This is a genomic window from Archangium minus, from assembly GCF_044360475.1.
Taxonomy (GTDB): domain Bacteria; phylum Myxococcota; class Myxococcia; order Myxococcales; family Myxococcaceae; genus Archangium; species Archangium minus.
In genome coordinates this window covers 8,025,836-8,050,736 of sequence record NZ_CP043494.1, presented here as the reverse complement: position 1 = coordinate 8,050,736, position 24,901 = coordinate 8,025,836, and the positions used below count along the sequence as shown (strand labels likewise).

Genomic DNA, 24,901 nt, shown 5'->3' with positions numbered 1-24,901 from the left:
CAATCCAGGCTGCTCGAATGCGCTCGGCTCTTCTCCTCTTCGTCCTGCTCGGGCTCTTCGCACCACTCGGTGCGCAGGCCTACCCGTGGATGATCCGCCACGGTTACTCCAGTTGCGCCTCGTGCCACACCGATCCCTCCGGAGGCGGTCTACTCACCGCCTACGGACGTGCCCAGTCCGAGCTGCTTCTCGCGGCCTCGTACGGCAAGACGAAGGAGGAGGTCAGTCCCAGCACCGGCTTCCTCTTCGGTGCGGTGACGCTGCCCGAGTGGCTGAACCTGGGACTCTCTTTCCGTGGCGGAGCGCTCGTCAACCGGGCCTCCGAAACGACCAACGTGCGGCCCGTGCAGATGACGAGCGACGTGCGCGCCCAGGCGACCCTTGGCCAGTTCCGCGCCAATGGCAGCCTGGGATTCGCCATCCGCCGCGCCCGTGCCGCCGCCCTGACCTCCACCGAGACGAACAACCTGGTGTCCCGCGAGCACTGGCTCGGCTGGGACAACGAGGCGCAGACGTTGACGGTGCGTGCCGGCCGGATGAACCTCCCCTTCGGTCTGCGCAACGTGGAGCACACCTCGTGGGTTCGTGAGCGTACGCGCACCGACTCCAACGACCAGCAGCAGTACGGCGTGGCCGTTGCCTACAATGGCGAGGGAATGCGTGGCGAGCTGATGGGCATCGCCGGCAACTTCGTGATCCATCCCGACATCTACCGGGAGCTGGGCTACTCGGGCTTCTTCGAGGTGGCCCCGAGGTCGGACCTCGCCGTGGGCGTGAGCAGCCTGGTGACCCGCGCCAGCTATGACGTGGAGAGCCGCCAGCCGCTGTTCTGGCGCCAGGCCCACGGTGTCTTCGCCCGTTGGGCCGTGACGAAGCCGCTGGTGCTGATGGCCGAGGCAGACATGCTCGTGAATTCCTCGCGGGACCAGCAGATGGGAGTCGGCTACACCGGCCTGCTCCAGGCAGACGTGGAGCCGATTCAGGGTCTGCATCTGTTGGTGACGGGAGAAGCGTTGAGGCCGGTGGGCGGGACGGGGGTGAACGTGGGCGCTGGCTTGGGCGCGGCCTTCATCTTCCTGCCGCAAGTGGAGCTGCGGGTGGATGGCACGGCGCGGCGGTTGGACTCCGGGAGCGGGAGTACCACTGACGTCCTCTCGGTCATCGCTCAGCTGCACCTCTTGATTTGATCGCCTCCGGAATCCCCATGTCCGTCCATTCCTTGATTCGTACCGTCTCCGTCGGCCTCACGCTCCTCGGCTCCGCCGCTGCGTGGGCCTCTCCCGCCTATCCAGGCGTCATCCGCACCGAGCTGAACCTGGCCACCGAGCCGGGCTGCAACGCCTGTCACCAGGGGGGCAACGTTGGTTTCGGAACGGTGACCACGCCCTTTGGTCAATCGCTGCGCACCCGGGGCCTCGTGGCCGCGAACGAGGGGTCCTTGCGCACGGCCCTGAGTGCACTGCTCAGCGAGCGTGTGGACAGCGATGGGGACGGCACGCCGGACACCGATGAGCTGGTGGCTGGCCGAGACCCCAACGTTGGCGACAGTGGTGAACCCGTGGACGTGCTGCCCGATGTCACGTACGGCTGCGGCGCCGCGCCAGGGGCACCCGTTGGGCTGTTGCTTGGCGGGCTCCTGCTCTTGAATGCACGGCGTCGCGCCTCGCGCCGTCGTTAGCAGGTTCGAGGGAAGGCGCCAGGCCAGGAGAGGCCTGGCGCCGGGGGTCAGCGCACGCGCGTCGCGAGCCCCAGTTGTACCGTGAAGTACTCGTCCACCGCTCCGCCGGCCACGCGCAAGTCCTCAGGCTGGGTGTTGAGTGTGTGGAGGTAGCGTCGGTACTCGCCTCCCAGCCGCAGCTCCAGGGTCGAGTTGAGTCCAAACCCCAAGGTGAGCGAGCCCTCGAGGCCGTTGGAGGAAGAGCGGGGGAAGTAGTCGGGGCCACCCATCTCGCCCGTACGCAGCACCCCGAGCCAGGCCGCGTCGAGCAGCACCGCGATGCGCTCGGTGGCCTGCAGGCGCCCCCCGAGCCCGCCACGCACGTATTGGTAGTCCAGGTTGGGCAGCCCCTCGAGGTTCGCGGTGCCGTAGGTGTGGAAGGCGAAGGTCTGCTGGCCGTAGTCGACCTTGAGCAGCAGCTCGCTGGCGCCCAGGGGCATGCGTCCCACGAGTCCGGCGGCGAGGCCATGGGCCGAGGCGGAGAAGAGCGCTCCCCTGGGCGTGGTGGACAGGGCCCGCGTCCCCGTTCCCTCCACGTGCAGGCCCAGGTGGGCGAGCACGCCACGGCTCAAGAGCGCGCCGGGGAAGAAGGAGGCCGAGACCCGGCCGCTCGGGGCGGCCAGCAGCTCATAGCCGAGGAGGGTGCCGGCCTGCTCGCCGGTGTAGCCCAACCGTCGCCCCTGCGTGCCGCCGCTGAGCACCACTTCGAGCGCCACCGGCTTCGCGCTCGTGCTCTTCGTGGGAGCCGTGGCCTCCGTGCTGGTGGGGGGAGCCTGGGTGGGAGGGCTGGCCTTGGGCTCCGCCTTCTTGGGCGGCGGAGACGGCTCGGGGGGACGGCTCGCCACGGCGGGAGGAGGTGGTGGAGTCGAGGAGGGCTCGTCGGGGGGATCGCTGGCCGGGCTCTTGGTGGGAGGCGGACTCTCGGGCAAAGCCGAGGGGGGACGGGCGCTGAGGAGGGCCTTGGACAACTGGGGCCAGACAGCGCGCTGCGTCATGCTGGCCGAGCGCAGCCGGAGGGTACTTGTGGTGAGCACCTTCCCGGTGTCAGCGCTCGCAACCTCCAGCACCAGTTGCTTGCGGTCTGCGCTCACCTGGCCCGAGACCAGCGCGGTGGCATTCAGCCGTCGCGCGAGCTCCTGGCGCTGCTTCTCCGACTGGGGTGCCCCGGCGCTCGCCACCGCGGCATCCACCACGGCGGCCGGCAAGATGAGCACTTCCTTCTTGCGCTTCTGCAACGCGGCACGCACCTGCTTGCGCTGGGCCTCCGCACCAGGCCCGCTGAAGGGCAGCAGCGCCACCGCGACCGGCGCGGTGCTACGGGTGGTGGTTCGCCGGCTGGACTGGCGTGTGTTGCGCGCAGCCCAGGCGGGGCTGTTCGCGAGCAGGGCCACGAGCAACAGTGCGAGCAGTGCCCCGATGGGGGGTGTTCGCGCGGCCAATCTGAGCTTTCGAGATGAGTGGGGGGTCGCGGTCACGATCCCTGGAGCCTAACACGGACTCCGGACCCGCTTGTCCTTCTCGCTCGGAGCACGCCACCCCGTCACAAGCCGCAGACGCCGCAGTCGGCATTGCAGTTGTTATAGGCGGTGCCCGTCTGGGTCTTGGTGCTGTCGCAGGACTCGGAGAGCTGGCAGGTGCCATCCCCGCACTTGTAGATGTCCGAGGGCTTGAGGCGGGTGGTGAGGGCCAGGAAGGACTTCCTGTTCAACGTACAGCTCGTGTAGTAGCCCTTGAGCTTGTCGAAGGTGCAGAGGGTGGAGCACTGTCCGGTGTGTTGAATGGGGGGGCATTCGATGCTCGTCCCGGTGTACTGCGAGGAAAGACCGCAGGCCCGGAGGCTGCTCTCCGAAGGGGTCAGGGAGCCACGGTCGTTGCACGCGTAGATGCCCTCGCCCGTGAAGAGGTTGCCGAAGAAGGCGGCCTCTCGCTCCGAGAAGGTGCTGGACTCCGTGGTGGTGACGGGGATGGAGTTGCTAAGTGCGTTCTGCCCGCGGACGGAGATGTCGACGTGGGCTCCGAACTTGTTCACGTGCACAGCGAGGCAGGCGCTGATGAGTTGTTGCTCGCTCTCCGTGGCGGGATTGCCGCTGGCCCAGCCGGGCGCGAGCCCCAGCCTTCCGTACCAAATGAAGGTCGTGACGCCGTTTGAGTAGGAGAGAGACTGACCCTCGCCGTAGGCGCACGCCACCACATATTTCATCACCATGTCCGAGTACCCCGCCGGGTTCGAGTTGAACCAGGTGCTAAAGCTGGCGGAGGTCAGCCCGTTGGTGGCCAGCCCGTTGGTGGCCAGCCCGTTGGTGGCCAGCCCGTTGGTGGCCAGCCCATTGGTGGCCAGCCCGTTGGCAGTCATTCCGTTCGCGGCGGCGAGCGGGCCTGCCGTGGTGCCTGTTAGCACCTTCTCGCTTTCGGGGAGCCCCGTGGCACAACCCAGGGAGAAGGTCGCAAGTCCCGCCAGCAGGAACGAGCTCGGGAGGCCTCTTGCCCTTCCTTGGTGGGACGCAACAGACACCTCAACCAGATGAGTTCTCATCTCTTTACCCCCTGCGAGCACGTGCGGAGCCGGCTTATACAGACGAAGATGAGCTTTCTTATATAAACGGGAAAGAAATATTCTCTGCGGATTCACGTGAAAGTCCTCGCTTCGACAGGTCAAAGGTCATGGGCCAGAACTTGGGGGGGACTGCGTCCACTACCGGACGCTCTCCTCGCCTGAAAGTCTTATCGGGTCTTGTCTGGAGAACGCCTCTGAGCGGCAGGCCGTTGGTGTTCGCACAGTGGCCCGTCGCGCGCGGGACTCGATAAGGATTGCGAAGACCGGCTGGACAGACCACGAACATCCGGTTCAGATGACGTAGACTCATGGCGTGCCACGTTGCGAGACTTGCGGACGGCGTTGGGAGGGGGCCCACGCCAACTGTCCCTTAGGAGCTTCCCCTGATGGCGCTCCGCGTGCTGCGCTTCCGCCTGCGCTCACTCTCTCTGGCTATCTCCTGAAGGAAGAGGTGGCGCACGGTGGGTTTGGCACCCTCCTGGCCGCCTTGCGTGAGTCCGATGGTCTGAAGGTTGCTATCAAGGTGGCCCACCCGGACTCGCCTCTGGCCTGGCGCCATCTCCTCACGGAGGCTGAGGCCTTGCAGGCCATCGGCGCGCCCCTCGTCCCCGAGGTGTACGAGATAGGCTCACTCGCCCGAGGCGAGCCGTACCTCGTCATGCAATTCATCTCGCATCCCACCCTGGCCCGAGTGCTGGCGCACCAGGGCGGCCCCATGCCGATGGAGGCGTTCGCGCCTCGGTCGCTCGCGCTGGTGGACGCGCTGGGGGCGGTACATGCCCGTGGCTTCCTCCATGGCGACCTCAAGCCGGAGAACATCTTCCTGGATGAGGCGGCGCCCGCCGCCATCTTCTTTGACTTCGGCCTTGCGCGTCGGCTCGGAACGCCCGCCTCGCGGCCCATCCCCTACGCTGTGACGCCTCCGACTCACCGCGTCGTCGCGGGTACAGCCGAGTACATGGCTCCGGAGCAGTGCGAGGGTACTCCGGAGTTGGATGTGCGCACGGACCTCTATGCGCTGGGCGTCATCTTTTACGAGATGCTCACCGGGAGGCCGCCCTTTTTCGGCACCCTCTCGGATGTCACCCAGGCCCACGTCTCCCGTCGGCCGCCACGTCCCTCGGAGTTGGCTCCCGTGCCGGTGGCGCTTGAGCAGGTGGTGCTCCGCTGCCTCGCCAAGGAACGAGACCGTCGCTTCCAGACCACGACGGAGCTGCGGCAGGCGCTTCAGCAATCCTTGCTCAGTGACGCCCCCCCACCGCCTGAACCTCCCACACCTCGCTCGCCTCCCGAGCGCGTCACGCCTTCCGCGCCCACCCATCGCTCCGTGGCGGGGCTCTTCTTCCGCTCGGGCTCCAACCCTGTCACCCTCCAGAAAGCACTCGCCGGCTTCGGTGGGCAGCTCGTCTTCCAGGAGGGCACCCGCTTCGTGGGAGTCTTTGATCCGGACGTAGGAGAAAATCCTGTGCGGCGAGCCCACCAGGCCATACAGGGGTTATCCGCTCAGGGTTTGGCCTCCACTGCCCTGGTGGACGTGGTCTCGGTGTCGGTGCATCGCCGCGCCGGCGGAGCCACTCGTTACCTGAGCCCCGCCTTCTCCCGGAAGGATTGCTTTCCCTCTGAGGGTGAGCTCCGCATGTTGCTGCTCACCGCAGCGGCGGCCGAGGCCCTCCCGGAACAGCCGTGCGTACCCATACCAGGCCGCGACGGACTCTTCCAATGCTTGCCTTCATCGGCTGTCAGCGATGCGGCCTCCCACGTCCAACAGCACGAGGTGTTGGTCGGCCGAGACCGCGAGCTGGTGGAGCTGGTGCAGAGCGCGAACCGCGCGGTGGGGGAGCGGGTGCCCTCGCTCGTCACCGTCTTGGGAGACCGGGGGCAGGGAAAGACACACCTGTGCGCCGCACTCGCCGAGCAGCTCCAGGTAGGCCTACCCCAGGCACAGGTGTATGTGTGGCGTGCCCGTGAGCCGGTGCAGGGCGATCCGGAGGGCACCTTGCGGCTGTTGCTCCAGCAGGCGCTGTATGGCGTCCATGCCTCCGGTGCCTCCTTCTCCGGCTCCGAAGGGGAGGGGCGCGGCATCTGTGTCGAGCTGCTGGGGCCGCGATTGGCCATGGAGCTGTGGCCTGGTGTGGCCGCCACCCTGGGGTGGCGCTCTCCGAGCGACGCCCGATTGCAGCACTGGGCCACGGCTCCTGGCGCACTGCGCTCGCTGGCCATGCGTGCCACCGGGGAGTTGCTGGTTGCGCGCGCTCGCCAACGGCCCTTGTGCATCCTTGTTGATGACGTGCATTACGCAGAAGAGACGGCGTTGAATGTGTTGGAGTATGCCACGCTCGCTGAGTCGCGCCTCCCGCTGTGGGTGTGCGTGCTGGCCCGCCCGGGCTTCGAGCGTCACCGTCCCTCCTGGGGTACTCGTGCCGCCCATCATCGGGTGTTGTCTCTGGGCCCCCTGCCTCCCGCCAGTGCCACCGAGCTGTGCCGCATCCTGCTGCGCCCGGCCGAGAACGTCCCCACCGAGGCGCTCGAGCGCCTTGCCGAGCGCGCCCAGTACATCCCCCTCTTCCTGGTGGAGCTGGTGCGGGGCCTCAAGCGCCAGGGGCTGGTGCGCCAGCGCGCCAGCGGGGAGAGCTGGTACCTGGTCACGGACGAGCTGGAGCGCATGCCGGAGCTGCACCTGGTGGAGTGGCTGGTGGACCGCGAGCTCAGTGCCCTGCCACCCGAGCTTGCAGCGCACGCGCGGCTGTGCGCGCTGCTCGGCTCGGACTTCACCGCCGCCGAGGCCGAGGGGGTGGTGCATGTGCTGGAGGCGGATGGAGGCGCGGTGGACTTCCCGCTGGATCCGCACCACGCCACGCGCCGGTTGCTGGAGCTGGGCCTGCTGGTGGAGCATGAAGAGGGGCTCAGCTTCCGCAACGATCTGCTGCGCGCCACGGTGGAGCGCTCGCTGCCCGAGGCGGACCGGGTGCGCATCCATCACGCGGCCTTCCGCTATTACCTGAGCGAGGCAGGCGCCACCCGGCGTCAGCGTCTGCCTCGCTTGGCCCTGCACGCCTCCGCTGCAGGCCTGCGCAACGAGGCTGTCGCGCTCTACATTGACCTGGCCGAGTCTGCCCGTGGGCACCATGCCTACCTGGAGGCCGAGTCCACCTACTCCCGCGCGTTGGAGTTGCTGGACATGGAGGACACGCGGCGCCGCTTCACCGTGCTTCGAGGGCGGGGCCTCATGCGCTACCGGGTGGGCCGCTCCGAGGACTCGCTGGCTGACTTTGCCGCGGCGCGCGAGCTGGCACGGCGGTTGGGAGATCTCTTCGGACAGGTGGAGCTGTTGCTGGACGAGGCCATGGCCTACGACTGGCGCAACGAATACATGCGTGCCGAGATGTGGGTGTCCCTGGCGCAGGAGCTGGCCTCCTCCGCGAAGCTGCAGTCGCCGCTGCTCCAGGTGCGATTGCTGCTGGGGCTGGGGCGCGCGCTGTTCCGCAACGGTCAGTGGAAGGAGGCTTGTGCCCTGCTGGAGGACACCGTCCAGCGCGCTCGAAATCTGGGCGACGCGGGCTATGAGTCTTTGGTGGTGGCCCAGCTGCTGCTGGGCTTCATCCTCCCCAACCTCGGCCGCATCGACGAGGCGGAGCGCATCCTCGAGGAGGCCATTGCCTCCTGCACCGAGCGCGGAGATCGGCTCCACCTGGGCAGCATCCTCAACAATCGCCGCAACCTCTGGGTGGCGCGCAACAACCTGAAGGGCGCGCTGCAGGATCAAGAGCGCTTCATGCAACTGGGCCGGGAGCTGGGCCTGGCGAGTTGGGAGTACTTCGCCGAGCACAACATGGGCGAGCTGCTCTACCAGTCGGGGGCGCCGGAGGCGGCGGCAGCGCACATCGCCCGTGCCATCGAGTTGGAGCGACGCCATCCGGAGGTGGCTCCGCGGCCATGGGCCCTGCTGCTGCAGGCCCGTCTGCATGCGTACACCGGGCGCGATTTCGAGGCGCGCTCGCTGCTCACCGACATCCATATCAAGCTCGAGGCGCGCGGCGCGGAGTTCAGCCCTTCCGAGGAGGTGCTCGTCTCGCTGGTGGAGCTGGCCACCCGTGAGGCCAGCGCGGAGGAGTGGCACGAGCTGAGGCGCCGCTCCGACGCGTGCTCCGTCGAGCAGGAGCCCCTGGAGGTGCTGGAGGTGCAGGCCCTGGCCCGGTGGCGGCGGGGCGAGCGCGAGGAAGCCCTGCGCCTCATCGATGAGGCCCTGGCGCGGGCCGCTCGAGTTCCCAACGTCATGGGCAAGCGGCTGCGGCGCAGTCGGGAGAAGGTGCTCAACCCGGGGAGGAGATGAGGCCGAGCGCGAGCAGTGCCGCGACCAGGAGGCCGACGAGGGACTCCCCCATGATGGCGCCCGTCCCCACCGCCTGCACGTGCGAGCTCGTGGTGGGCCAGCGGCGGCGGACTCCCGCGGCCAGGAAAGCTCCCAGGGCAATGGTCACCGCGTAGTGCGCGGGCAGGATGAAGCCCACGCCCATGGCCGTCGCCGAGGGCAGCAGGCGCGCCAGCCGGCCTCGCGTGGCCATGGACAGCAACACCCCGGTTCCGAAGCCCAGCCCCAGGGCCAGCAGGGCGCGCGGTGGCAGCCCGTCCAGCCCCTTCGAGGCGAACTCCGCCACGGTCTTGAACTGGTGCGCCGTGGGCACGGGCAGCTCCGGAGTCCCCAACCCGTGGGCCGTCACGAGGAGGGAGTAGGCGGGGAGGGAGACGGCGGCCCCCAGCACGAGACCGAGGAGTTGGACGAGGAGCTGGCGGGAGGGGGTGGCTCCCAGGAGACGTCCGGCCTGGAGTGAGCACAGGCTCAACCCCGTGGGAGCCGCCGCTCCCGACACCACTGAGCCGGCCGCGACGTTGAGCGCGGCCTGCCCTGGTGACACGAGTCCGAAAGCCACCTGGGTGAGTTGTCCCATCGGGCTGATGGGATGGATGTCTGTCTGCCCCGCGCTGTGGGCGCACACCAGGCACAGGGGAAGGACGAGCAGCAGCGACAGGAGGAGCTGGAGCGGGTGCATGCCCAGGGCGAGGCCGCCCGCGACGAGCGCGAGCAGGGCGGTCGGCAGCACCGCGCGCCCCACCCGCTGGGCCGCCGTTGCCTCCCAGCCCACCGCCCCTCGCCCGAGCCACCACACGTCTCCCAGCACCTTTGGGAGGGTGCTCACCAGTGGCACCAGCGAGCTGATGGCCGCGCCCACCATCAGCCCCACGCCGGGCCAGGTGAGCCACGCCACGAGGGCTCTGAATTCGACCTGGTTCACACGCCCCTCATGCACCAGCCAGGGGGCCAGCCCGCCCCACGCCACCAGCGTGCCCAACAGCAGGCCCAGTCCACCCTGGACCCCCAACATCATCCCGATGCCCAGCATCATCGGATTCCATCCCACCCCGAGCAGCAGCTTCTCCAGGGGAATGCCCCTCCACTGTCCGGGCAGCAGCCAGACCGAGGGGAACACTCCCCCCGCATCTCGCAGCCAGGTGAAGAGCATGGTTCCCAGACCCGTGCCCCAGAGCGCGCGTGCACGCCCTCGGTGCGTGGGCGTGGGAGTGTTCAACGTGGAGATGAGCTCTGCCGTGGCGATGCCGGTGGGGAAGGGAAGGCGCTCGTGCTCCAACAGACGCCGCCGCAGCAAATAGGCGATCAGCACCCCCAGGGTTCCCAACCCCACCCCCCACAGCGCCACCCACCCGCCGGAGGGTCGCACCCCCAGGAGCGCGAGCGCGGGTATCGCCCCCAGTAGCCCCGCGGCGGAGGGCAGGGCCCCCACCGAGACAGCCAGGGTCTGGGCGAGGTGGGTCTCCAAGGCTGTGGGAGCGTTGCTTCGCCGGCTCACGAGCGTCGACATGCAACTGAAGGTCAGCAGCGTGGCGACGATGCTGCCCGTCTCCCACATGCCTGTCTTCAACCCCATGTGGACATTGGTGATGGCCAGCAGCGCGCCGATGGTTCCACCCGACAGCAGCGCGCGGGTGGTGAGCTCAGCTTGGTTGACTCGGAGTGCGGAGGTGAAGGGAGACGGTGCGGCGGTGAGGACTTCCGAGACAGGTGCTGAGGCCTCCTCGGAATGAGACACCCATCCCTTGCTCATAATGAACCCCCGTTCTTTCGGGAATTTCATCACAAGCAAGGAATGTTTTTCCATCCGCTCCGGCCTTCAAATCCTCTCGATGTCTGATGTTGAACCAGGTGGAAGGAGGCTCAGTTCGCGGCACACTTCCGCACCCTTGCTCACTGGCCCCCCTTCGTCTCAAGACGCCTGGAGGGCGTAGCGGCTCTGCGCTGCTTCCGCGAGCGTCTCCGCGTCCATCAGCACCGCCGCCTTCTCCTGTGCGGAGAGCGGCTCCCGCTGTCCCTCCAGCAGCTTGCGGCGAGCAGAGGCGAGCGCGAGGGGTGCTGCGCCGGTGACCGGCAGGGACTCCAGCAGCGCCAGGTGCAGTGCGTGCGCGCGCGGATCCGTCAACACCCGCTCCAGTCCATCCTCCACCGGCTCCAGCTCGCGCTGCGCGAGCTCAAGGGCCCGGGCCACCACCGTGGGCGGTGTCGACTCCTCGGGGATGAGGAACAAGCCGTGACGCGCCGCCCAGGTGCCCAGCGACGCGCGCGCCGTCCACACGGACATCGGGATGGATAGCAGCAGCCCCGCCACCACCGGCGACAACCACAGGAGCAGTCCCGGCGACAGGGCGAGCGCCACGGCCGCCAGCACCACTCCCACCAGCGTGTGCACCGCATGGCGCCGCACCGCCTCCGCCCACGGCAAATCCTCGTCATCACGTTGCTGGCTCGTCCAGGACACCCGGTACCCGAGCAGCGTTCCGAAGACGAAGTGCGACTGGAAGAGCATCATCACCGGAGCGAGCAGCATGGACACCACACTCTCGACGAGCACGCTCAGCACCAGCCGTCCCCGGCCACCCATGAGCGCCGCCTCCTCCTTCCGTGCCAGCGCGAGCGCGAGCCCGAAAGCCTTGGGCAGCAGCAGCATGGCCAGGGACACCCCCATCAACCCCAGCGCGCCCTCGGCGTCGAACGTGGGGTTCAGCGCCGCCACCAACCCCGCCAGCAGGAAGAGCAGCCACAGCGGCGAGGCCACATAGGACATCACCCCCATGAGGAAGTGACCCCGGCTCACCGGGTGCAGCCCGCCCGCGACCACCAGCCGCAGGTGCTGGAGGTTGCCCTGGCACCAGCGCCGGTCTCGCTGCGCGTAGGCCAGCAGGTGGGGGGGAGGCTGCTCGTAGCTGCCGTCCAGCTCCGGCACCAGCCACACCGTGTAGCCCGCGCGCCGCATCAGCGCCGCCTCCACGAAGTCATGGCTGAGGATGTGGCCCCCGAAGGGCTGTTGCCCTGGCAGCACCGGCAGCCCGCAGTGCTCGGTGAAGGCCGCCACCCGCAGGATGGCGTTGTGGCCCCAGTAGTTGGACTCGCCGAACTGCCAGGCCGCTGCGCCCGCGGCCACCACCGGCCCGTACAGCCGGCCGGCGAACTGCTGCAGCCGGGCGAAGAGCGTGGCACGTCCCACGCACCGCGGCGGAGCCTGGAGGATGCCCGCGCGCGGGTTGAGCTCCATCAGCTGCGCCATCTTCACCAGCGTCTCGCCGGACATGATGCTGTCGGCGTCCAGCACCACCATGAAGTCGTAGCGCTTGCCCCAGCGCTCGCAGAAGTCAGCAAGGTTGCCCGCCTTCTTGCCCCGGTTGTCCGAGCGCCGCCGGTAGAAGATGCGCCCCTGTCCGCCCACCCGGCGGCACAGGTCCGCCCACGCCAGCTCCTCGGCCACCCAAGCCTCCACTCGTGTGGAGTCGCTCAGCACGTAGAAGTCGAAGGCGTCCAGGCGCCCCGTGGCCGCCAGGGACTCGTAGGTGGCCTGCACGTTGGCGAAGACCGAGGCGGGGTCCTCGTTGTGGATGGGCATCACCACCGCGGTGCGGCTCTTCAGCGGGGCCGCGGCCTCCGCCTCGTCCGGCCACCGCAGGCCGGCCAACCGCTTGCCCACTGCGAGCTGGAGGAAGCCCGCCACCGCCGTCCAGAAGGACAGGGCAATCCAGGCGAAGCACAGGGTGAAGAAGCCCCCCATCACCCATTCGGGCACGGTGACACCCTGGGCACTCAACAGCCGGAACATCTCCCACGTCGCGAGGACCGTGGAGAGCGCGGCCAGGCCGAGGACACACCCCCGCCGAAGCCCGGCGGTTTCGGGCGAGAACGAATGCGCGTGCATGAGGGCTCCTACGGCCTAGCGAGAGATAGAGATGTCCGGCTCGCCCGCCCGCCACCAGCGGCGGAGGAGCTCACCCAGTGGCCACAGCACCAGCTGCTGCTCCGGCATCGTCGTGGGGTTCTCCTCCGGGGCGGGGACGGGCACCGCGGCACGCAGGGCCCGCGCGAGGTCCACCGGCAACGCGCCCGGACCCGCCGTGAGGACACCCGCACCCCAGCGAGCTGCCTCGCACAGCACGAAGGCCGCACGGCCCCGCGCCAGCAGCGCGCGACCGCCCGCGTGGGCGACGTCAAACACCCCGGCCAGCCAGTCCTCCATTCGCGCTCGGGCGAGGGCCACGGCGTCCTGCGGTCCCGCACCGTGCGTACCCGCGAGCACCCACTCCGCCAACCGGGAGAGGTCACCGTCCGTGGTGAAGCCGAAGGACCGGAAGAAGGTGTCGAGCGCCTTGCGCGTCTCCGGAGAGATCCCCACCACGGACTGGAGGGTGGAGTGGATGGTCGGCGTCTTCACGGTGTCCATAGGTAACTCCATGTCTCGGTGAGGGTTTCGGATCCACGTCGCAGGAAGCAGCGAAGCTCTGTGGAGGCACCCGCCTCGGGTACCAGTTCGAAGGTGGCTCGCCAGCCACCGGTGACGTCGTTGCGTTGCGCGATGGGGCGGAGCACCTGGCCCTTCGAGGTGGTGACGACCGCCTCCACGGGGCCTTCGCCCTCCGGACCACCGCGCGAGAACTCGAGGACGAAGCGCCGGGCCGCCGGCGTGCTGCCCGCTGCAACGCGCGTGGCAAGGGTCTGGGCCACCGTGGGACGCTCGGGCGGCACGCTGCCCCAAGACAGCCGCCAGCTCATGCGCAGCTCCGCTCCGGGACCGAAGGGGGCCTCAGGCACCCAGTAGGCCACGATGTTGTCGTTGATCTCCTCGGCGGTGGGGATCTCCACCAGCTGCACCACGCCGCGGCCCCAGTCGCCCAGGGGCTCGACCCAGACGCCAGGACGCTTGTCGTAGCGCGCCTCCAGGTCCTCGTAGTTGGTGAAGCTCTGGTCGCGCTGCAGCAGGCCAAAGGCGCGCAGCCCCTCCGTCTGGAAGCTGGAGACGTTCAGGTGGGCGGGGTTCTGCAGCGGGCGCCACAGCTGCTCCCCATTCTTCATCCACAGAAAGAGACCGTCCGAGTCATGCACCTCGGGCCGGAAGTCGTCGTAGGTGCCGCGATCGTTCTCTCCGAAGAGGTACATGCTGGTGAGCGGTGCCACGCCGAGCCGCTTCACCGCCTTGCGCGCGTAGAGCGTCGCCTCGACCTCCATCACCGTGCGCTCGCCCGGGATGATGACGAAGCGGTACGCGCCCGTGACGCTCGGGCTGTCCATCAGCGCATGGACCACGACGCGGTCCGCACCGGGCGCTGGCTTCTCCAGCCAGAACTCGCGGAACGAGGGGAACTCCTCTCCCTCGGGGAGCGCCGTGTCGATGGCCAACCCGCGCGCGGACAGCCCGTACACGTTGCCGCGGCCCAGGGCGCGGAAGTAGCTGGCGCCCAGGAAGACCACCAGCTCGTCGAAGTGGTCCGGCCGGTTGAGCGGGTGGGAGAGCCGGAAGCCCGCGAAGCCGTCCACCTTCGAGGGCGGCAGCTGCTTCACGAGCGGGCCATAGCTGAAGAGGTCCGTCGAGAACCGCACCTTCTCCGTCCGCCCGCCGTCCACCTCGTGAATGATGATGGGCGAGGTGTAGAAGAACCCCGGGTGGAAGAACTGTGCCTGGAAGGGCAGGCCGGCGTCGCGCCACCGCGCCTTCTCCGGGCGGAAGCGGATGTCCCGGTACTGGTCGTACGTGAGCTTCGCGTACTCCTTTGGGACTGTTGGCACCGGGGCCTGGTAGCGGCGGCCAGCCAGCTCCCGGGCCCGCTCCCGCACCAGCTCCACGGTGGAGTTCTTCTTGGCGGGCGCCTGGGCGGCCTTCGGCGCGGCTCCCGCCACCACTGCCCACACCATCCCGAGCACGCACACCACACGCGCTCCTCGCTCAGCCCACGTCCTCGACTCCACTTCCATGTCCCTCCAGGCAGTGACGCGTTGCGTTCCGGCTGCTAGCAACGCGTGTGCCAATGCCCGAGGTGACGCTGGAATCAGAGGAGCGTCAGAGCGGCACCCCCCTGGTGAGAGTGAGTTTCATTGTAACTCAAAGGAATTCGTGGGGTTGAAGTGCCAACGGTCCAGCCATCTCGAGGGCAGGTCCTGGCCAAGGTGTGGAGCAGAGGAACAGGGGGGGTGAAGGCATTGTCCGTCTGGTCCCCAACGAAGGGAGCGTCTTGGGGAGCAGTGGCGGACGTGGGTTTAGGTGGGGAAGAAGATCATCCCGGGCAGGAAGTCCGCGTTCCCAGCGGGCCGGTGGATGACACCCTCACATGGCGAGCGCTTCATCCCAGCCACTCCGGATGTTTGACCGTGCCATCGAAGCGTTGGCTGACCTTGTACTTTTCGAACGCTCCGTCCTTGGCCGCCTTCTCAGTCTTTGCGAGCAGGACGCCTACTTCCTTCTCCGAGAGCGGCTTGAAGTCCCGAGCGACGGACAGCGCCTGCTCCAGCCGGTCCATCGAATCCATTCCGGTGATCATCACGCTCACTGGCAGGGACAGGGCGTAACGCAGACACTCCGGAGCGCTGACCGTCTTGCTCTCCAGGATGATGGCGCCCCCCAGGGGCTTCATTCCCAGCACGCCGATCTCCTCGCGCACGAGGACCGGCAGGACGCGCTTCTCGAAGCTGTCGAAGTGCGCGTCCATCACGTTGAGCGGCAACTGCACGGCGTCGAAGCGGAAGTCGTGCTTCTTCGCCGTCTCGAGCATCTTCAGGTGGATGGCCGGTGACTTGTGCCCGGTGAATCCGAGGAAGCGCGCCTTGCCCGCCTTGCGCGCCTCGGTCATCGCCTCGATGGCGCCCCCTTCGGCGAAGGAGCGGTCGGGGTCGTTGTCGCGGATGATCTCGTGCAACTGCAGCAGATCCAGGTGGTCGGTCTGCAGGCGCTTGAGCGATTCGTCGATCTGCTTTGCGGCCGTCTTCTTGTCGCGGCCGTCGATCTTCGTCATCAGGAACGCCTTGGACCGGTAGCCGTCCCGGAGGGCCTTGCCCATCCGGAGCTCGCTCTGCCCGTCGTTGTAGTCCCAGCAGTTGTCGAGGAAGTTGATGCCACTGTCGAGCGCACGCCGGATGAGCCGGATGCTCTCGGCTTCGTCCTTCTGAATGCCGATGTGGAAGCCACCGAGGCCGAGGCAGGAAATCTGCTCACCCGTGCGCCCCAGCTTCCGGCGGGGAACCGCTCCAGGCGCGGAGGGCTTCCCCGCGGCGAAGGCGCTCGGGGCGATCATCAACGCGAGTGTGGCTTCGAGAAATTCTCTCCGGTTCATGTCGTCCTCCGACCCGCGCGCGAGCGGACGTGCGCGCGACGCGCGGGGGAGATTGCTCGCCACGGCAACCGCTCACAATCCGTGCATTCGCGGAGGCCGAGGGTGTGGGGCCTTCACGTTGAGCGGAGCACGTGCCTCGCGCTGGGGCTATTGCCTAGGCAACATCAACGTCTTCCGAGTCCCCGCGGGAGCGTCCGCCTGGGTTCTGAGCCGGACGCGCTCCGGTGAAGTGAAGGATAGTGGGCAGTGTCCGTGCAATGCGAGTGCAGGTTCCCAGATCCGTTGCGTGCTTCGGGTGCTGGGACCTACATGCTCGCCTGAAATCGGACGGACCGGATGTGAAGTGAAGCAGCCCGGTGCTGCAACATTCACCTTCACGCCATGTTCACACCGCCTCCATCCCTGAAGCGAGATGAAGCGCAGCGCCTGCGAGCGCTCGATCTCTCTGGCCTCCGCGATGCGCCACCCGAGCCCGATTACGACGACATCGTCCGGCTCGCAGCGGAGACGTGTGACACTCCCATCGCGCTCATCAGCGTGGTGGATCGTGACCGGCAATGGTTCAAGGCACACGTGGGGCTGCAGGGAGTAGGGGTTCAGGAGCGCTGCATCTCCTTCTGCGCCCAAGCCATTGAGCGGGAGGGCATCCTGCTCGTCGAGGACACCATCGCGGATGAGCGCTTCGCCACCCATCCTCTCGTCCAGGGCGAGCCGTTCATCCGCTTCTACGCGGGCACCCCCATCCAGACGGAGGATGGCTTTCCGATCGGCTCCCTCTGCGTCATCGACCATCGGCCGCGTGGGTTGGGAGAGTCGCAGCGGCGGAGCCTGATCGCACTCAAGCGTCAGGTAGAGCTGTTGCTGCGCATGCGCTCCCAGGTGCGGCTGCTGAAGGCCCGCAACACCGAGCTGGAGCAGTCCCAGGAGCGCACGAGCTCCCTCAATACCTACCTCCAGGCGGAGGTGCGCGAGCGCCAACGCATCGAGCGTCAACTCCTGGAGCAGCAGACCCTGCTCTCCAGCATCCTGGCCCACATTCCCCACTCGGTGTTCTGGAAGGACCAGAACAGCGTCTTCCTGGGCTGCAACCCGCAGTTTGCTCGGGACATGGGCCTCTCCTCGCCGCTGGATATCATCGGCAGGACGGACTTCGAGATGCCCGTCTTGAGCGAGCACGCCGAGGCGTACCGCCGGGATGACCGCGAGGTGATGGAGTCTGGCATCCCCAAGCTCTCCTTCGAGGAGCCCCTCCGGCAATACGCCGGAGCAAAATCTTGGGTGCTCACGAGCAAGGTGCCGCTGCGGGACGCGAACGGGAAGGTGACGGGGGTGATTGGCATCTACGCCGACATCAGCGAGCGCCGGCGCCAGGAGGAAGTGCTGCAAGAAGCCAAGAACCTCATCGAGCGGGACGCAGCTCGCCTGGAGGAGCAGGTGCGCGAAGCCCACGAGCGCACCCGTCAGCTCATGGAGCACTCCGGTGAGGCCGTCTTCGTGCTCGACGCGGCTGGAAGCGTGCTGGAAGTCAACCCGGTGGCGGAGCGGCTGCTGGGCTTCCTCCATGGGCAGTTGCTTGGCACCCCCTTCGTGGCGCTGGTCCCAGAGGATGAGCGCGAGCCGCTGCGGCAGTCGTTGAAGGACCTGCTCGCCCGCGGCACGGTGTGTCTGGAGGAGCTGGGGCTGCGCTCGGCCAGCGGGGCACGCGTGGCCCTCGGGATCGCCGCCTCGCTGCAGGTGACCGGAGAGACTCGGCAGTTGCTCATTGTCGGCACGGATCTCACCGAGAAGCGGCGGATCGAGCAGCAAAGCATCCAGAACGATCGGCTTGCGGCGATGGGGGCGTTGGCGGCGGGCATTGCCCATGAGATCAACAACCCGACTTCCTTCGTGCTCTCCAACCTCACCTGGCTTCAGGAGTGGCGGGACGAGCTGGAGCGGGAGTTGATAGCTCTGCCGGGGCTGCATCCACGTCTGGCGGAGTCTCTCTCTGAGGCGGAGGAAGTCATCGCCGAGAGCCTGGTCGGTGGCGGACGCATCCGGGACATCGTGCGCGATATGCGCTTCTTCTCGCATACCGCGAGTGAGGCGCTGGCTCCTGTGGACATCCACGCGTGCCTCGATGTCGTGCTGCGCATGGCCCACAACGAGCTGAAGCACACGGCGCGGGTGGAGAAGCAGTACGCCGACGCGCTGCCTCTCGTGCCTGGGAGTGAGGGCCGGCTCAGCCAGGTCTTCCTCAACCTGATCATCAATGCCGCCCAGGCCATGCGGACCGGAGGAGGGCTGGAGCACCACGTCCTCCGGGTCGTCACCGCGTTGGAGGGAGAGCGCGTGCGCGTCGACATCTCGGACACCGGGCACGGGATTCCTCCCGAGGTGCTGCCGCGCATCTTCGAGCCGTTCTTCACCACCAAGCCGACGGGGGCGGGCACTGGGCTCGGCCTGTCTATCAGCCACGCCATCATTCAGAAGATGGGTGGTGAGATGGGAGTACGGAGCGAGCCCGGCCAAGGCACCACCTTCACCCTGTTCCTTCCCGTGAGCGGACGAGGTCCGAGCGATGATGAGAAGCAGCTCTCTCCAGTCCCTTGAGCCACACGGAGTGGAGGGCCCCGCAACTTCACGCGGGCGCAGGGCTCCGGCTTCAGCGCATACTGAGCGGCATGGTGTCAGGCAAGGAGATGGTCCTGATGTTTCTCGCGGCCGCGTGCTTCGCGGTCGGCGGGATTTTCATGAAGCTCTCGGCGGGAGTCTCGCGCCCGCTCCCCATCTTGGCCTTCTTGGCCTTGTTTCTGCTCGGGGCCTTGCTCCAGGCCTTCGCGATGCGTCGCGCCGATCTGGGGGTCGTGTACATCGCGGTGCTCGGATTGGAAGCGGCGCTGGCGCTCGTCTTCAGCATCGCGCTCTTCCACGAGGGGCTCTCATTTGCCCGCATCCTCGCGGTCCTGCTCATCCTTGTGGGGGTCGCGCTGCTGCGCGTGGCCTGAGCCATCCGAAGGAGCGCTCTGGCAGAGGCCTCCGGTCGCACTTCTTGTCGCTGTTGTCGTCTGCCGGGTTGAACGCTCCCCGACGGGGTAGGCGATATCTCCGCTGGCAGATGGGCCATATCGGCTCACCGCGAGGTGTTGAGCACGGTACCCCTCACACCTCCCGGGCATGATAAATGGGCACCCGTTCCATGCACATGAGCAAGCCCCAACGTCTCCAGAAGCTCGTTGCCTCTGTCTTCACCACCATGGACGAGGCGCGCAAGCGCAAGGTCGCTACCGGAGCCGATGTCATCAACCTGTCCATCGGCAGCCCAGACCTACCCCCCGCCTCGCACATCACTGAGGCCATGGTTCAGGCCATCCGGGCTCCTGACAACTACGGCTACCCGATGAGGGACCTGCCTGTCTTCCGCGAGGCGGTGGCCGGCTGGTACCAGCGACGCTTCGGTGTTGTGCTGAACCCGGACTCGGAGGTGCTGGGGCTGACGGGCTCGCAAGAAGGTCTGGCGCACATTGCCCAGGCGCTCACGGATCCGGGCGACCTCGTGCTGGTGCCCGATCCGGGTTACCCCATCTACACCGCAGGCCCCGTCCTGGCCGGCGCGGAGCTCTATCCCGTCCCGCTGAGGGCCGAGCTCGGTTACCTCCCGGATCTGGAGTCGCTGCCAGAAGAGGTCAAGCAGCGGGCCAGGCTCTTGATCCTCAACTACCCAAGCAACCCGCTCGCCGCCGTTGTCCGGCCTGGGTTCTTCGAGCAGGTGGTCGCCTTCGCGCGTCGCTACGGCACAGTCATCCTGCATGACGCCGCCTACAGCGAGCTGACCTTCGATGGGTACCGGCCGCCGAGCTTCCTGGAGACGCCGGGCGCGCGGGAGGTGGGCCTGGAGTTCAACTCCCTGTCCAAGACGTACAACCTGGCGGGGGCGCGCGTCGCCTACGCCGTGGGCAACGCGAGGCTCATTGGCCAGCTGGCGGAGGTGAAGGCTCACCTCGACTACGGGCTCTTCCGTCCCATCCAGCTCGCCGCGGTCGCTGCCCTCAGTGGGCCGCAACAGTGCGTGGCTGACATGGCCGCCACGTACCAGCGCCGCCGGGACGTGTTGGTGGATGGGCTCAATCGCCTGGGCTGGGCCGTTCCCAAGCCGAAGGCCACCATGTTCTGCTGGGCGCCCGTACCGCGCGGCTTCGAGTCCAGCCTCGCCTTCTCCATGGCGCTGCTGGAGCAGGCCGGTGTCACCATGGTGCCCGGAAGTGGCTTCGGTGCCATGGGCGAGGGCTATGTGCGCATCGCGCTCGTGCAGCGCGAGGAGCGGCTGGCCGAGGCCGTCGAGTGGATCGCTCGCTCGGGCATCCTGGAGAAGCGCGCGGCGTAGCGCTACGCGGGCGTCAGCTTGGATTGGGCAAACCGGGCCGCGTCCGTGCCCGGGTAGCGGCTCACCACATGCCGGTAGAGCTTCTGTGCGCTCTCCGTGTCCCCGAGCCGCTCGCCGTACAACCGCGCGAGGATCACGCACGCCCTGGGCGCGAGCGGATCCTCCGGGCTGTGCTGGCCCACCTGCTTCAGGGCCCGCACGGCCACGTGATAGTCGCCCACCGTTGCGGCCCTCTGACCCACGGCGAGGTGGCTGGCCGCGTTCAGCGGAGGCAGGCGCTCGGGGAGTCTCCTGTAGAGCTCGAGCGCCTGGTCCAGTGCGTTCGCCTCCACCGCTCGCATGACCTCGCTCTCCAGGGGGCTCGGTGGTGCATGCGGCTCCCGGGAGGCTCCCCGTGCGGCGCGCTTCTTCCCCCGGGGTTTCACGCCGGGCAACGCCGCCTCGTAGAACTCCGAATCCACGCCGTAGCCCACCCGGTCCCCGTGCACATACAGCAGCAGCCCGAGCATGCGTGCCATCACGAACGGGGCGTACAGGGAGAGGGCCTCGCCCACCACGGGAGCCACGAGGGGGACGGGCCACGAGGCGACCCACTTGCCCACCACTGTCAGCAGCACATAGAGGCCGGCGAGCGGTACCAGGAAGGCCGCCACCATCAGGTAGGGCTGACCCAGGCTCATGCCGACGCCGATGACCTTGAAGGGGTTGAGCAGGGACAGCTTGCTCTCACCCGTGGCCGCGAACAGCAGGGCCAGTGGGGCGTAGAGGAGGGTGGCGATCAACAACAGCAGGAACAACGGGCCCAGTCCTTCCGCCCCGCCGAGGCTGAACACGATGAAGAGGATCGCGGGGACCCAGAGCAGCGCCGTGGCCAACAGACCCCGGATGGCAGGGTCCACCAGGTCATGCATGACGCTCGTGAAGTCGGGAGCGGTGAAGTGCTCAGCGCCCATCGCGGTACTGCGGACAATCCAGAAGAGCGAGCCCCAGAAACAACCCAGCCACACGACGAGCACCGCGAGCTTGGGCAGAGAGGGGGTGATGTGGAACACCCCTCGAGCCAACGCCACCACCGCCCCCACCCCGAGCAGGGCGAGCAATCCCGAGGGCTTCAGGGGATACATCCACGTCTCCAGGAGCCGCCTGAGGAAGGGAGTCCGCGAGCGGTGGACCTTCAGCTCCTCCACCGCCGCGCCACATTGGCCGCAGGAGCTCAGGTCGGTGGAGGCCACCGACTCGAGGACGGCACAGCTTGGGCACAGGTTCGCGTTGCACGCCGGGCAGAACCAGCCAGCCGCGGCCTGGGGATGGAACTGACAGCTGAGGAGTTCAGAGTCGGACATAGCGGGGTTCGACGACAGGTCGTCACTCTACCGGTGGCGAACGCACCTGTGGATGAGATGTCCCGTGGTCGCCGTTCCACGGCGTGTGGTCGCCCGGCCACGATTCCCAAGCTCCAAGGCGCTCGACCGTGGCCGGGTGGACCCTCTTGCGAGGGGTGCTTGCCTGCCTGGTGCTCGGCACGCGGTGTGCTCTGGGACTGCCCGAGTGCTTCGTCGCCCGAGCTTCCTTCCGCCTCTCACTCTTCCTGGGTCCCCGCAGGTGCCATCATGCGTTGGTTCAAGTCCCTCGCCGCTTCCTTCTGTCTGACCGCCTCCACCGCTGGAGCCGCGGCGCCCGAGGTCATCATCACCCCGCAGAGCAGCCAGTTCCCGTTCGTCACCCTGACTGTCAACGTGCGCGACCGGGCCACGGGCAAGCGGGTGGGGGGGTTCACCCGTGACGCCTTCTCCCTGCGCGAGGACATGGTCCCAGGGGAGATCGTCTCCTTCGAGGAGCAGCGCCTGGACGGTCCTTCCTCCACGGCCCCGGTGGACGTGGTCTTCGTCTTCGACCAGACCGGCAGCATGAGCGAGGAGCTCGCCGGCCTGGTGGAGCGCTCCCGCCAGTTCGCGGACATCCTCGGCAACAGCGGGTTCGACTTCCGGCTCGCGCTCGTCTCCTACTCGGACCGCGTGGAGCGAGTGTCCGCGTACACGTCGAACGTGGACGAGTTCAAGCGGCAGCTCTCGAAGCTGACCGCGGATGGCGGTGGCGACGAGCCGGAGAACCAGCTCGATGCGCTCATCGAGGCCTCGAAGCTGCCCCACCGGCCGGATGCCAAGAAGGTCTTCGTGCTCGTCACGGATGCCTCCTTCCACTCCAGCGACAGCGTCACCTCCCGCACCGCGCGGGGTGTGGTGGAGGTGCTCCAGTCCAAGGGCGTGCAGCTCCACGTGGTGGGCCCGGACCTGGAGCCCTATCACTGGATGCCGGGCCGGCTGGGCGGCTCCTTCTTCGACAAGGACTCGGGCGACTTCCAGGAGATCGTCCGCTCGCTCGCGGGCGGCGTCGCGGTGAACTACGTCGTCAGCTACCGCAGCCCTCGGCCGCAGGATGACGCCACCCGCCGTGCGGTGGAGGTTCGGGTGAAGGTGGGCAAGGACTCGGGGCTGGACGTGACGCAGTACCAGGCGCCGAGCTGGGTGACCGCCAGCTCCCGCATGGACTTCTTCCGGGGCGAGGAGAGTCGTTACGCGCCGCTCCACGTGGTGGATGGTTCACCCGACACCGTGTGGGCCGAGGGCGTTCCAGGCCAGGGCGTGGGCGAGTGGCTGAACCTGCGCTTCGAGAAGGAGGAGACCGTGAGCCGCGTGGTCCTTACGCCTCCGCCGGCCGGCTACGCGTGCCCCCGGGAGGTGCGCCTCACGCTCGGCGCCTTCAGCAAGGTGGTCACCCTGCAGAAGGGCAAGGGCCGGCAGGAGTTCACGCTCTCTCCTTCCGTCACCGCCGGCTCGCTGGAGCTCGAGGTCGTCAGCGTGCACGAGGGCTCCGACTTGACGGGGCTCGCCGAGGTGGAGGTGTACACCGGGAACCCGCCGGCGCTGCTGGAGCGGATCGCCCGCTCGCGCCGCACGGTGGCCGCGGCCGAGAGCGCCGAGTCGCTCAACAAGAAGGGCGAGCAGCTCTACCACCAGGGCAAGCTCCGCGAGTCCATCACGCTCTACCAGCAGGCGATCGACAAGGACCCGGCGCACGCGCAGGCCTACAGCAACCTGGGGCTGTCCTACCAGAAGGTGGGCGACTTCCCGAACGCCATCTGGGCCAACCGCAAGGCCATCGCGCTCGCGCGCGGGGCGGGGAAGAATGGGGTGATGGCCAGCTCGTACTACAACATCGCGCGCATCTTCGAGGCCCAGGGAGACTGGAAGCAGGCCGAGCAGAACTTCTGGTGGGCTCGGCAGAACCGCTCCATGAAGGTCTACGACGACGCCATCCTGCGCATGCAGCGCAAGCAGGCCGAGGCGGAGTAGGACCCCTGGCCCCGCCTGTTCCCGAGAGATTCCATGCACCGCTCCTTCCGCATCCTGGCCGCACTTCTCTGTACTTCCCTGCTCGCCCCCTCCGCCCAGGCCGCGGGCCTGAAGGTGTCACTGACCGAGCGCTCCCAGTGGCCCTCGCCGCTGTCGTCTCCCCAGGCCTTCGACGTGGCCTCCCGCGCGGAGATTGCCGCGTTCACCGAGGTGATGGCGGCCGCTGATGCCGGCACGGACGTTCCAGGAGACGCGGCGTCAGTGGCGAAATGGAAGGAGCGGATGCGCCAGGTGCTGGTGGAGAACTTCGCTCGGGCCCGGGAGACGTGCGCCACTGGAGCCCCCTTCTGTGAGGGCGCTGTCCCGAAGGACTGGGACGCGTTGGTCACCGCCTCGCGCGCGGGGCTCGCGAAGCTGCCGGCAGAGCTGGCGCCCTGGTACGCGGAGCAGAAGCCCTTCTACCAGGGCTACCTGTACGAGCTGGTCCGGCTGGCGGGGCTCTTCCCCAAGGTGACGAGTGAGATCCTCCCCCTGTCGCCCTCCGAGCGCTTCGGCCTGGAGCTGCCGGACCGTCACTTCCTGCTCACCTTTGATGACGGTCCCACACCCAGGGGAGGGGAGACGGATACGCTCCTCACGCTGCTCCGCTCCGAGGGCATCCACGCGGCCTTCTTCCTGCTCGGGAACAATTATGAGGCCCGGCGCAAGGCGACCTCGGTGGAGCAGCTCCGGGCGCTCTACGCGGGCATGTGCGTGGGCTCGCATGGGCAGGAGCACCGCTCTCATGCCTCGTGGGAGGGTGCTGTGGCCGGGATGCAGTCCTTTCATTCCAGGCTCGCGGAGAGCCTGCCGGAGGGCCAGGCGAAGCTGACGCTGTTCCGCCCGCCGTACGGACAGCGCAACCCGGAGCTCCTCCAGGCGCTGGAGCGGAGCGGGATGAAGAACGTCCTGTGGAATATCGACTCGCAGGACTGGCACTCGAGCAACACGGGCGCGAAGGCCGCCGGGCGCGTGCTGTCGCTGATGCTGCTGTGGCGGCACGGCACCGTGTTGTTCCACGACATCCACCCGAGGGCCCGCGAGGCGCTCCCGCGCATCTGGCGCGAGACGCGCGGCTCGGGCGTGCGCTGGGTGGACTGCCGCGCGGAGTAGGGGAGTCCCGGCCCTGGAAACGACGAAGGGGGGCGTCTCCGCCCCCCTCGTGGAAGTTCCGTGCCTGCGAAGGTGCGTGCACCTTCATGGTTGCTTCGAATCGACGGCCC

At 67.9% G+C, this 24,901-nt stretch carries 16 protein-coding genes; 8 read left to right on the top strand and 8 right to left on the bottom strand.

Annotation, left to right across the window (positions count from 1 at the left end):
• Nucleotides 1-17: 17 nt before the first annotated feature.
• Entirely contained in the window at nucleotides 18-1,187 is a 1,170-nt protein-coding gene (locus F0U60_RS32635; protein ID WP_395805751.1) for a porin, read from the top strand.
• A gap of 17 nt (nucleotides 1,188-1,204) precedes the next feature.
• Nucleotides 1,205-1,678, top strand: coding sequence for a hypothetical protein (locus F0U60_RS32630; protein WP_395805749.1), 474 nt, complete (start codon nucleotides 1,205-1,207; stop codon nucleotides 1,676-1,678).
• Between the two features lie 47 nt (nucleotides 1,679-1,725).
• On the opposite strand, the gene F0U60_RS32625 is transcribed toward F0U60_RS32630, so the two are convergent.
• The gene (locus tag F0U60_RS32625; RefSeq protein WP_395805747.1) at nucleotides 1,726-3,156 is read right to left on the bottom strand and encodes a hypothetical protein; all 1,431 of its coding nucleotides are present in this window, start codon (nucleotides 3,154-3,156) and stop codon (nucleotides 1,726-1,728) included.
• Between the two features lie 101 nt (nucleotides 3,157-3,257).
• Entirely contained in the window at nucleotides 3,258-4,250 is a 993-nt protein-coding gene (locus F0U60_RS32620; protein WP_395805745.1) for a hypothetical protein, read from the bottom strand.
• Nucleotides 4,251-4,722: 472 nt separating this feature from the next.
• Here F0U60_RS32620 and F0U60_RS32615 point away from each other — a divergent pair, with 472 nt between their 5' ends.
• On the top strand, nucleotides 4,723-8,601 hold the full coding sequence (locus F0U60_RS32615) for a serine/threonine-protein kinase PknK (protein ID WP_395805743.1): 3,879 nt from the start codon (nucleotides 4,723-4,725) through the stop codon (nucleotides 8,599-8,601).
• On the opposite strand, the gene F0U60_RS32610 is transcribed toward F0U60_RS32615, so the two are convergent.
• The 5 genes from F0U60_RS32610 to F0U60_RS32590 all read right to left on the bottom strand — a co-directional run bounded on the left by F0U60_RS32610 (nucleotide 8,582) and on the right by F0U60_RS32590 (nucleotide 15,923).
• Nucleotides 8,582-10,375, bottom strand: coding sequence for an OPT/YSL family transporter (locus F0U60_RS32610; RefSeq protein WP_395805741.1), 1,794 nt, complete (start codon nucleotides 10,373-10,375; stop codon nucleotides 8,582-8,584). The two genes, F0U60_RS32615 and F0U60_RS32610, sit on opposite strands and share 20 nt — an antisense overlap.
• Nucleotides 10,376-10,549: 174 nt before the next feature.
• Nucleotides 10,550-12,523 (bottom strand): glucans biosynthesis glucosyltransferase MdoH, encoded by a 1,974-nt coding sequence (mdoH, locus tag F0U60_RS32605; RefSeq protein WP_395805739.1) that lies wholly within the window; start codon nucleotides 12,521-12,523, stop codon nucleotides 10,550-10,552.
• Between the two features lie 15 nt (nucleotides 12,524-12,538).
• Nucleotides 12,539-13,045 (bottom strand): hypothetical protein, encoded by a 507-nt coding sequence (locus tag F0U60_RS32600; protein WP_395805737.1) that lies wholly within the window; start codon nucleotides 13,043-13,045, stop codon nucleotides 12,539-12,541.
• Nucleotides 13,033-14,571, bottom strand: a complete 1,539-nt coding sequence (locus F0U60_RS32595; RefSeq protein WP_395805735.1) for a glucan biosynthesis protein — start codon at nucleotides 14,569-14,571, stop codon at nucleotides 13,033-13,035. The genes F0U60_RS32600 and F0U60_RS32595 overlap by 13 nt, the downstream gene beginning before the upstream one ends.
• Before the next feature lie 365 nt (nucleotides 14,572-14,936).
• Nucleotides 14,937-15,923 (bottom strand): aldo/keto reductase, encoded by a 987-nt coding sequence (locus F0U60_RS32590; protein WP_395805733.1) that lies wholly within the window; start codon nucleotides 15,921-15,923, stop codon nucleotides 14,937-14,939.
• A gap of 381 nt (nucleotides 15,924-16,304) precedes the next feature.
• Here F0U60_RS32590 and F0U60_RS32585 point away from each other — a divergent pair, with 381 nt between their 5' ends.
• The 3 genes from F0U60_RS32585 to F0U60_RS32575 all read left to right on the top strand — a co-directional run bounded on the left by F0U60_RS32585 (nucleotide 16,305) and on the right by F0U60_RS32575 (nucleotide 20,286).
• Nucleotides 16,305-18,515, top strand: a complete 2,211-nt coding sequence (locus tag F0U60_RS32585; protein WP_395805731.1) for a PAS domain-containing protein — start codon at nucleotides 16,305-16,307, stop codon at nucleotides 18,513-18,515.
• Nucleotides 18,516-18,613: 98 nt separating this feature from the next.
• Nucleotides 18,614-18,910 (top strand): DMT family transporter, encoded by a 297-nt coding sequence (locus tag F0U60_RS32580; protein ID WP_395805729.1) that lies wholly within the window; start codon nucleotides 18,614-18,616, stop codon nucleotides 18,908-18,910.
• Between the two features lie 197 nt (nucleotides 18,911-19,107).
• A complete protein-coding gene (locus tag F0U60_RS32575) occupies nucleotides 19,108-20,286 on the top strand; it encodes an aminotransferase class I/II-fold pyridoxal phosphate-dependent enzyme (protein ID WP_395805727.1) in 1,179 nt (392 codons plus the stop codon).
• A gap of 2 nt (nucleotides 20,287-20,288) precedes the next feature.
• On the opposite strand, the gene F0U60_RS32570 is transcribed toward F0U60_RS32575, so the two are convergent.
• On the bottom strand, nucleotides 20,289-21,629 hold the full coding sequence (locus F0U60_RS32570) for a hypothetical protein (protein WP_395805725.1): 1,341 nt from the start codon (nucleotides 21,627-21,629) through the stop codon (nucleotides 20,289-20,291).
• 267 nt (nucleotides 21,630-21,896) lie between these two features.
• On the opposite strand from F0U60_RS32570, the gene F0U60_RS32565 reads away from it, so the two are divergent.
• On the top strand, nucleotides 21,897-23,639 hold the full coding sequence (locus F0U60_RS32565) for an NADase-type glycan-binding domain-containing protein (protein WP_395805723.1): 1,743 nt from the start codon (nucleotides 21,897-21,899) through the stop codon (nucleotides 23,637-23,639).
• A gap of 33 nt (nucleotides 23,640-23,672) precedes the next feature.
• Entirely contained in the window at nucleotides 23,673-24,791 is a 1,119-nt protein-coding gene (locus F0U60_RS32560) for a polysaccharide deacetylase family protein (protein WP_395805721.1), read from the top strand.
• Nucleotides 24,792-24,901 lie beyond the last annotated feature (110 nt).

Excerpts from the sequence above, each read along its gene's own strand:
- F0U60_RS32600 (WP_395805737.1), bottom strand. The coding sequence starts at position 13,045 with ATGGACACCGTGAAGACGCCGACCATCCACTCCACCCTCCAGTCCGTG.
- mdoH (WP_395805739.1), bottom strand. The coding sequence starts at position 12,523 with ATGCACGCGCATTCGTTCTCGCCCGAAACCGCCGGGCTTCGGCGGGGG.
- F0U60_RS32595 (WP_395805735.1), bottom strand. The coding sequence starts at position 14,571 with ATGGAAGTGGAGTCGAGGACGTGGGCTGAGCGAGGAGCGCGTGTGGTG.
- F0U60_RS32560 (WP_395805721.1), top strand. The coding sequence starts at position 23,673 with ATGCACCGCTCCTTCCGCATCCTGGCCGCACTTCTCTGTACTTCCCTG.
- F0U60_RS32575 (WP_395805727.1), top strand. The coding sequence starts at position 19,108 with ATGAGCAAGCCCCAACGTCTCCAGAAGCTCGTTGCCTCTGTCTTCACC.
- F0U60_RS32620 (WP_395805745.1), bottom strand. The coding sequence starts at position 4,250 with ATGAGAACTCATCTGGTTGAGGTGTCTGTTGCGTCCCACCAAGGAAGG.
- F0U60_RS32590 (WP_395805733.1), bottom strand. The coding sequence starts at position 15,923 with ATGAACCGGAGAGAATTTCTCGAAGCCACACTCGCGTTGATGATCGCC.
- F0U60_RS32570 (WP_395805725.1), bottom strand. The coding sequence starts at position 21,629 with ATGTCCGACTCTGAACTCCTCAGCTGTCAGTTCCATCCCCAGGCCGCG.
- F0U60_RS32585 (WP_395805731.1), top strand. The coding sequence starts at position 16,305 with ATGTTCACACCGCCTCCATCCCTGAAGCGAGATGAAGCGCAGCGCCTG.
- F0U60_RS32580 (WP_395805729.1), top strand. The coding sequence starts at position 18,614 with ATGTTTCTCGCGGCCGCGTGCTTCGCGGTCGGCGGGATTTTCATGAAG.
- F0U60_RS32630 (WP_395805749.1), top strand. The coding sequence starts at position 1,205 with ATGTCCGTCCATTCCTTGATTCGTACCGTCTCCGTCGGCCTCACGCTC.
- F0U60_RS32565 (WP_395805723.1), top strand. The coding sequence starts at position 21,897 with ATGCGTTGGTTCAAGTCCCTCGCCGCTTCCTTCTGTCTGACCGCCTCC.
- F0U60_RS32635 (WP_395805751.1), top strand. The coding sequence starts at position 18 with ATGCGCTCGGCTCTTCTCCTCTTCGTCCTGCTCGGGCTCTTCGCACCA.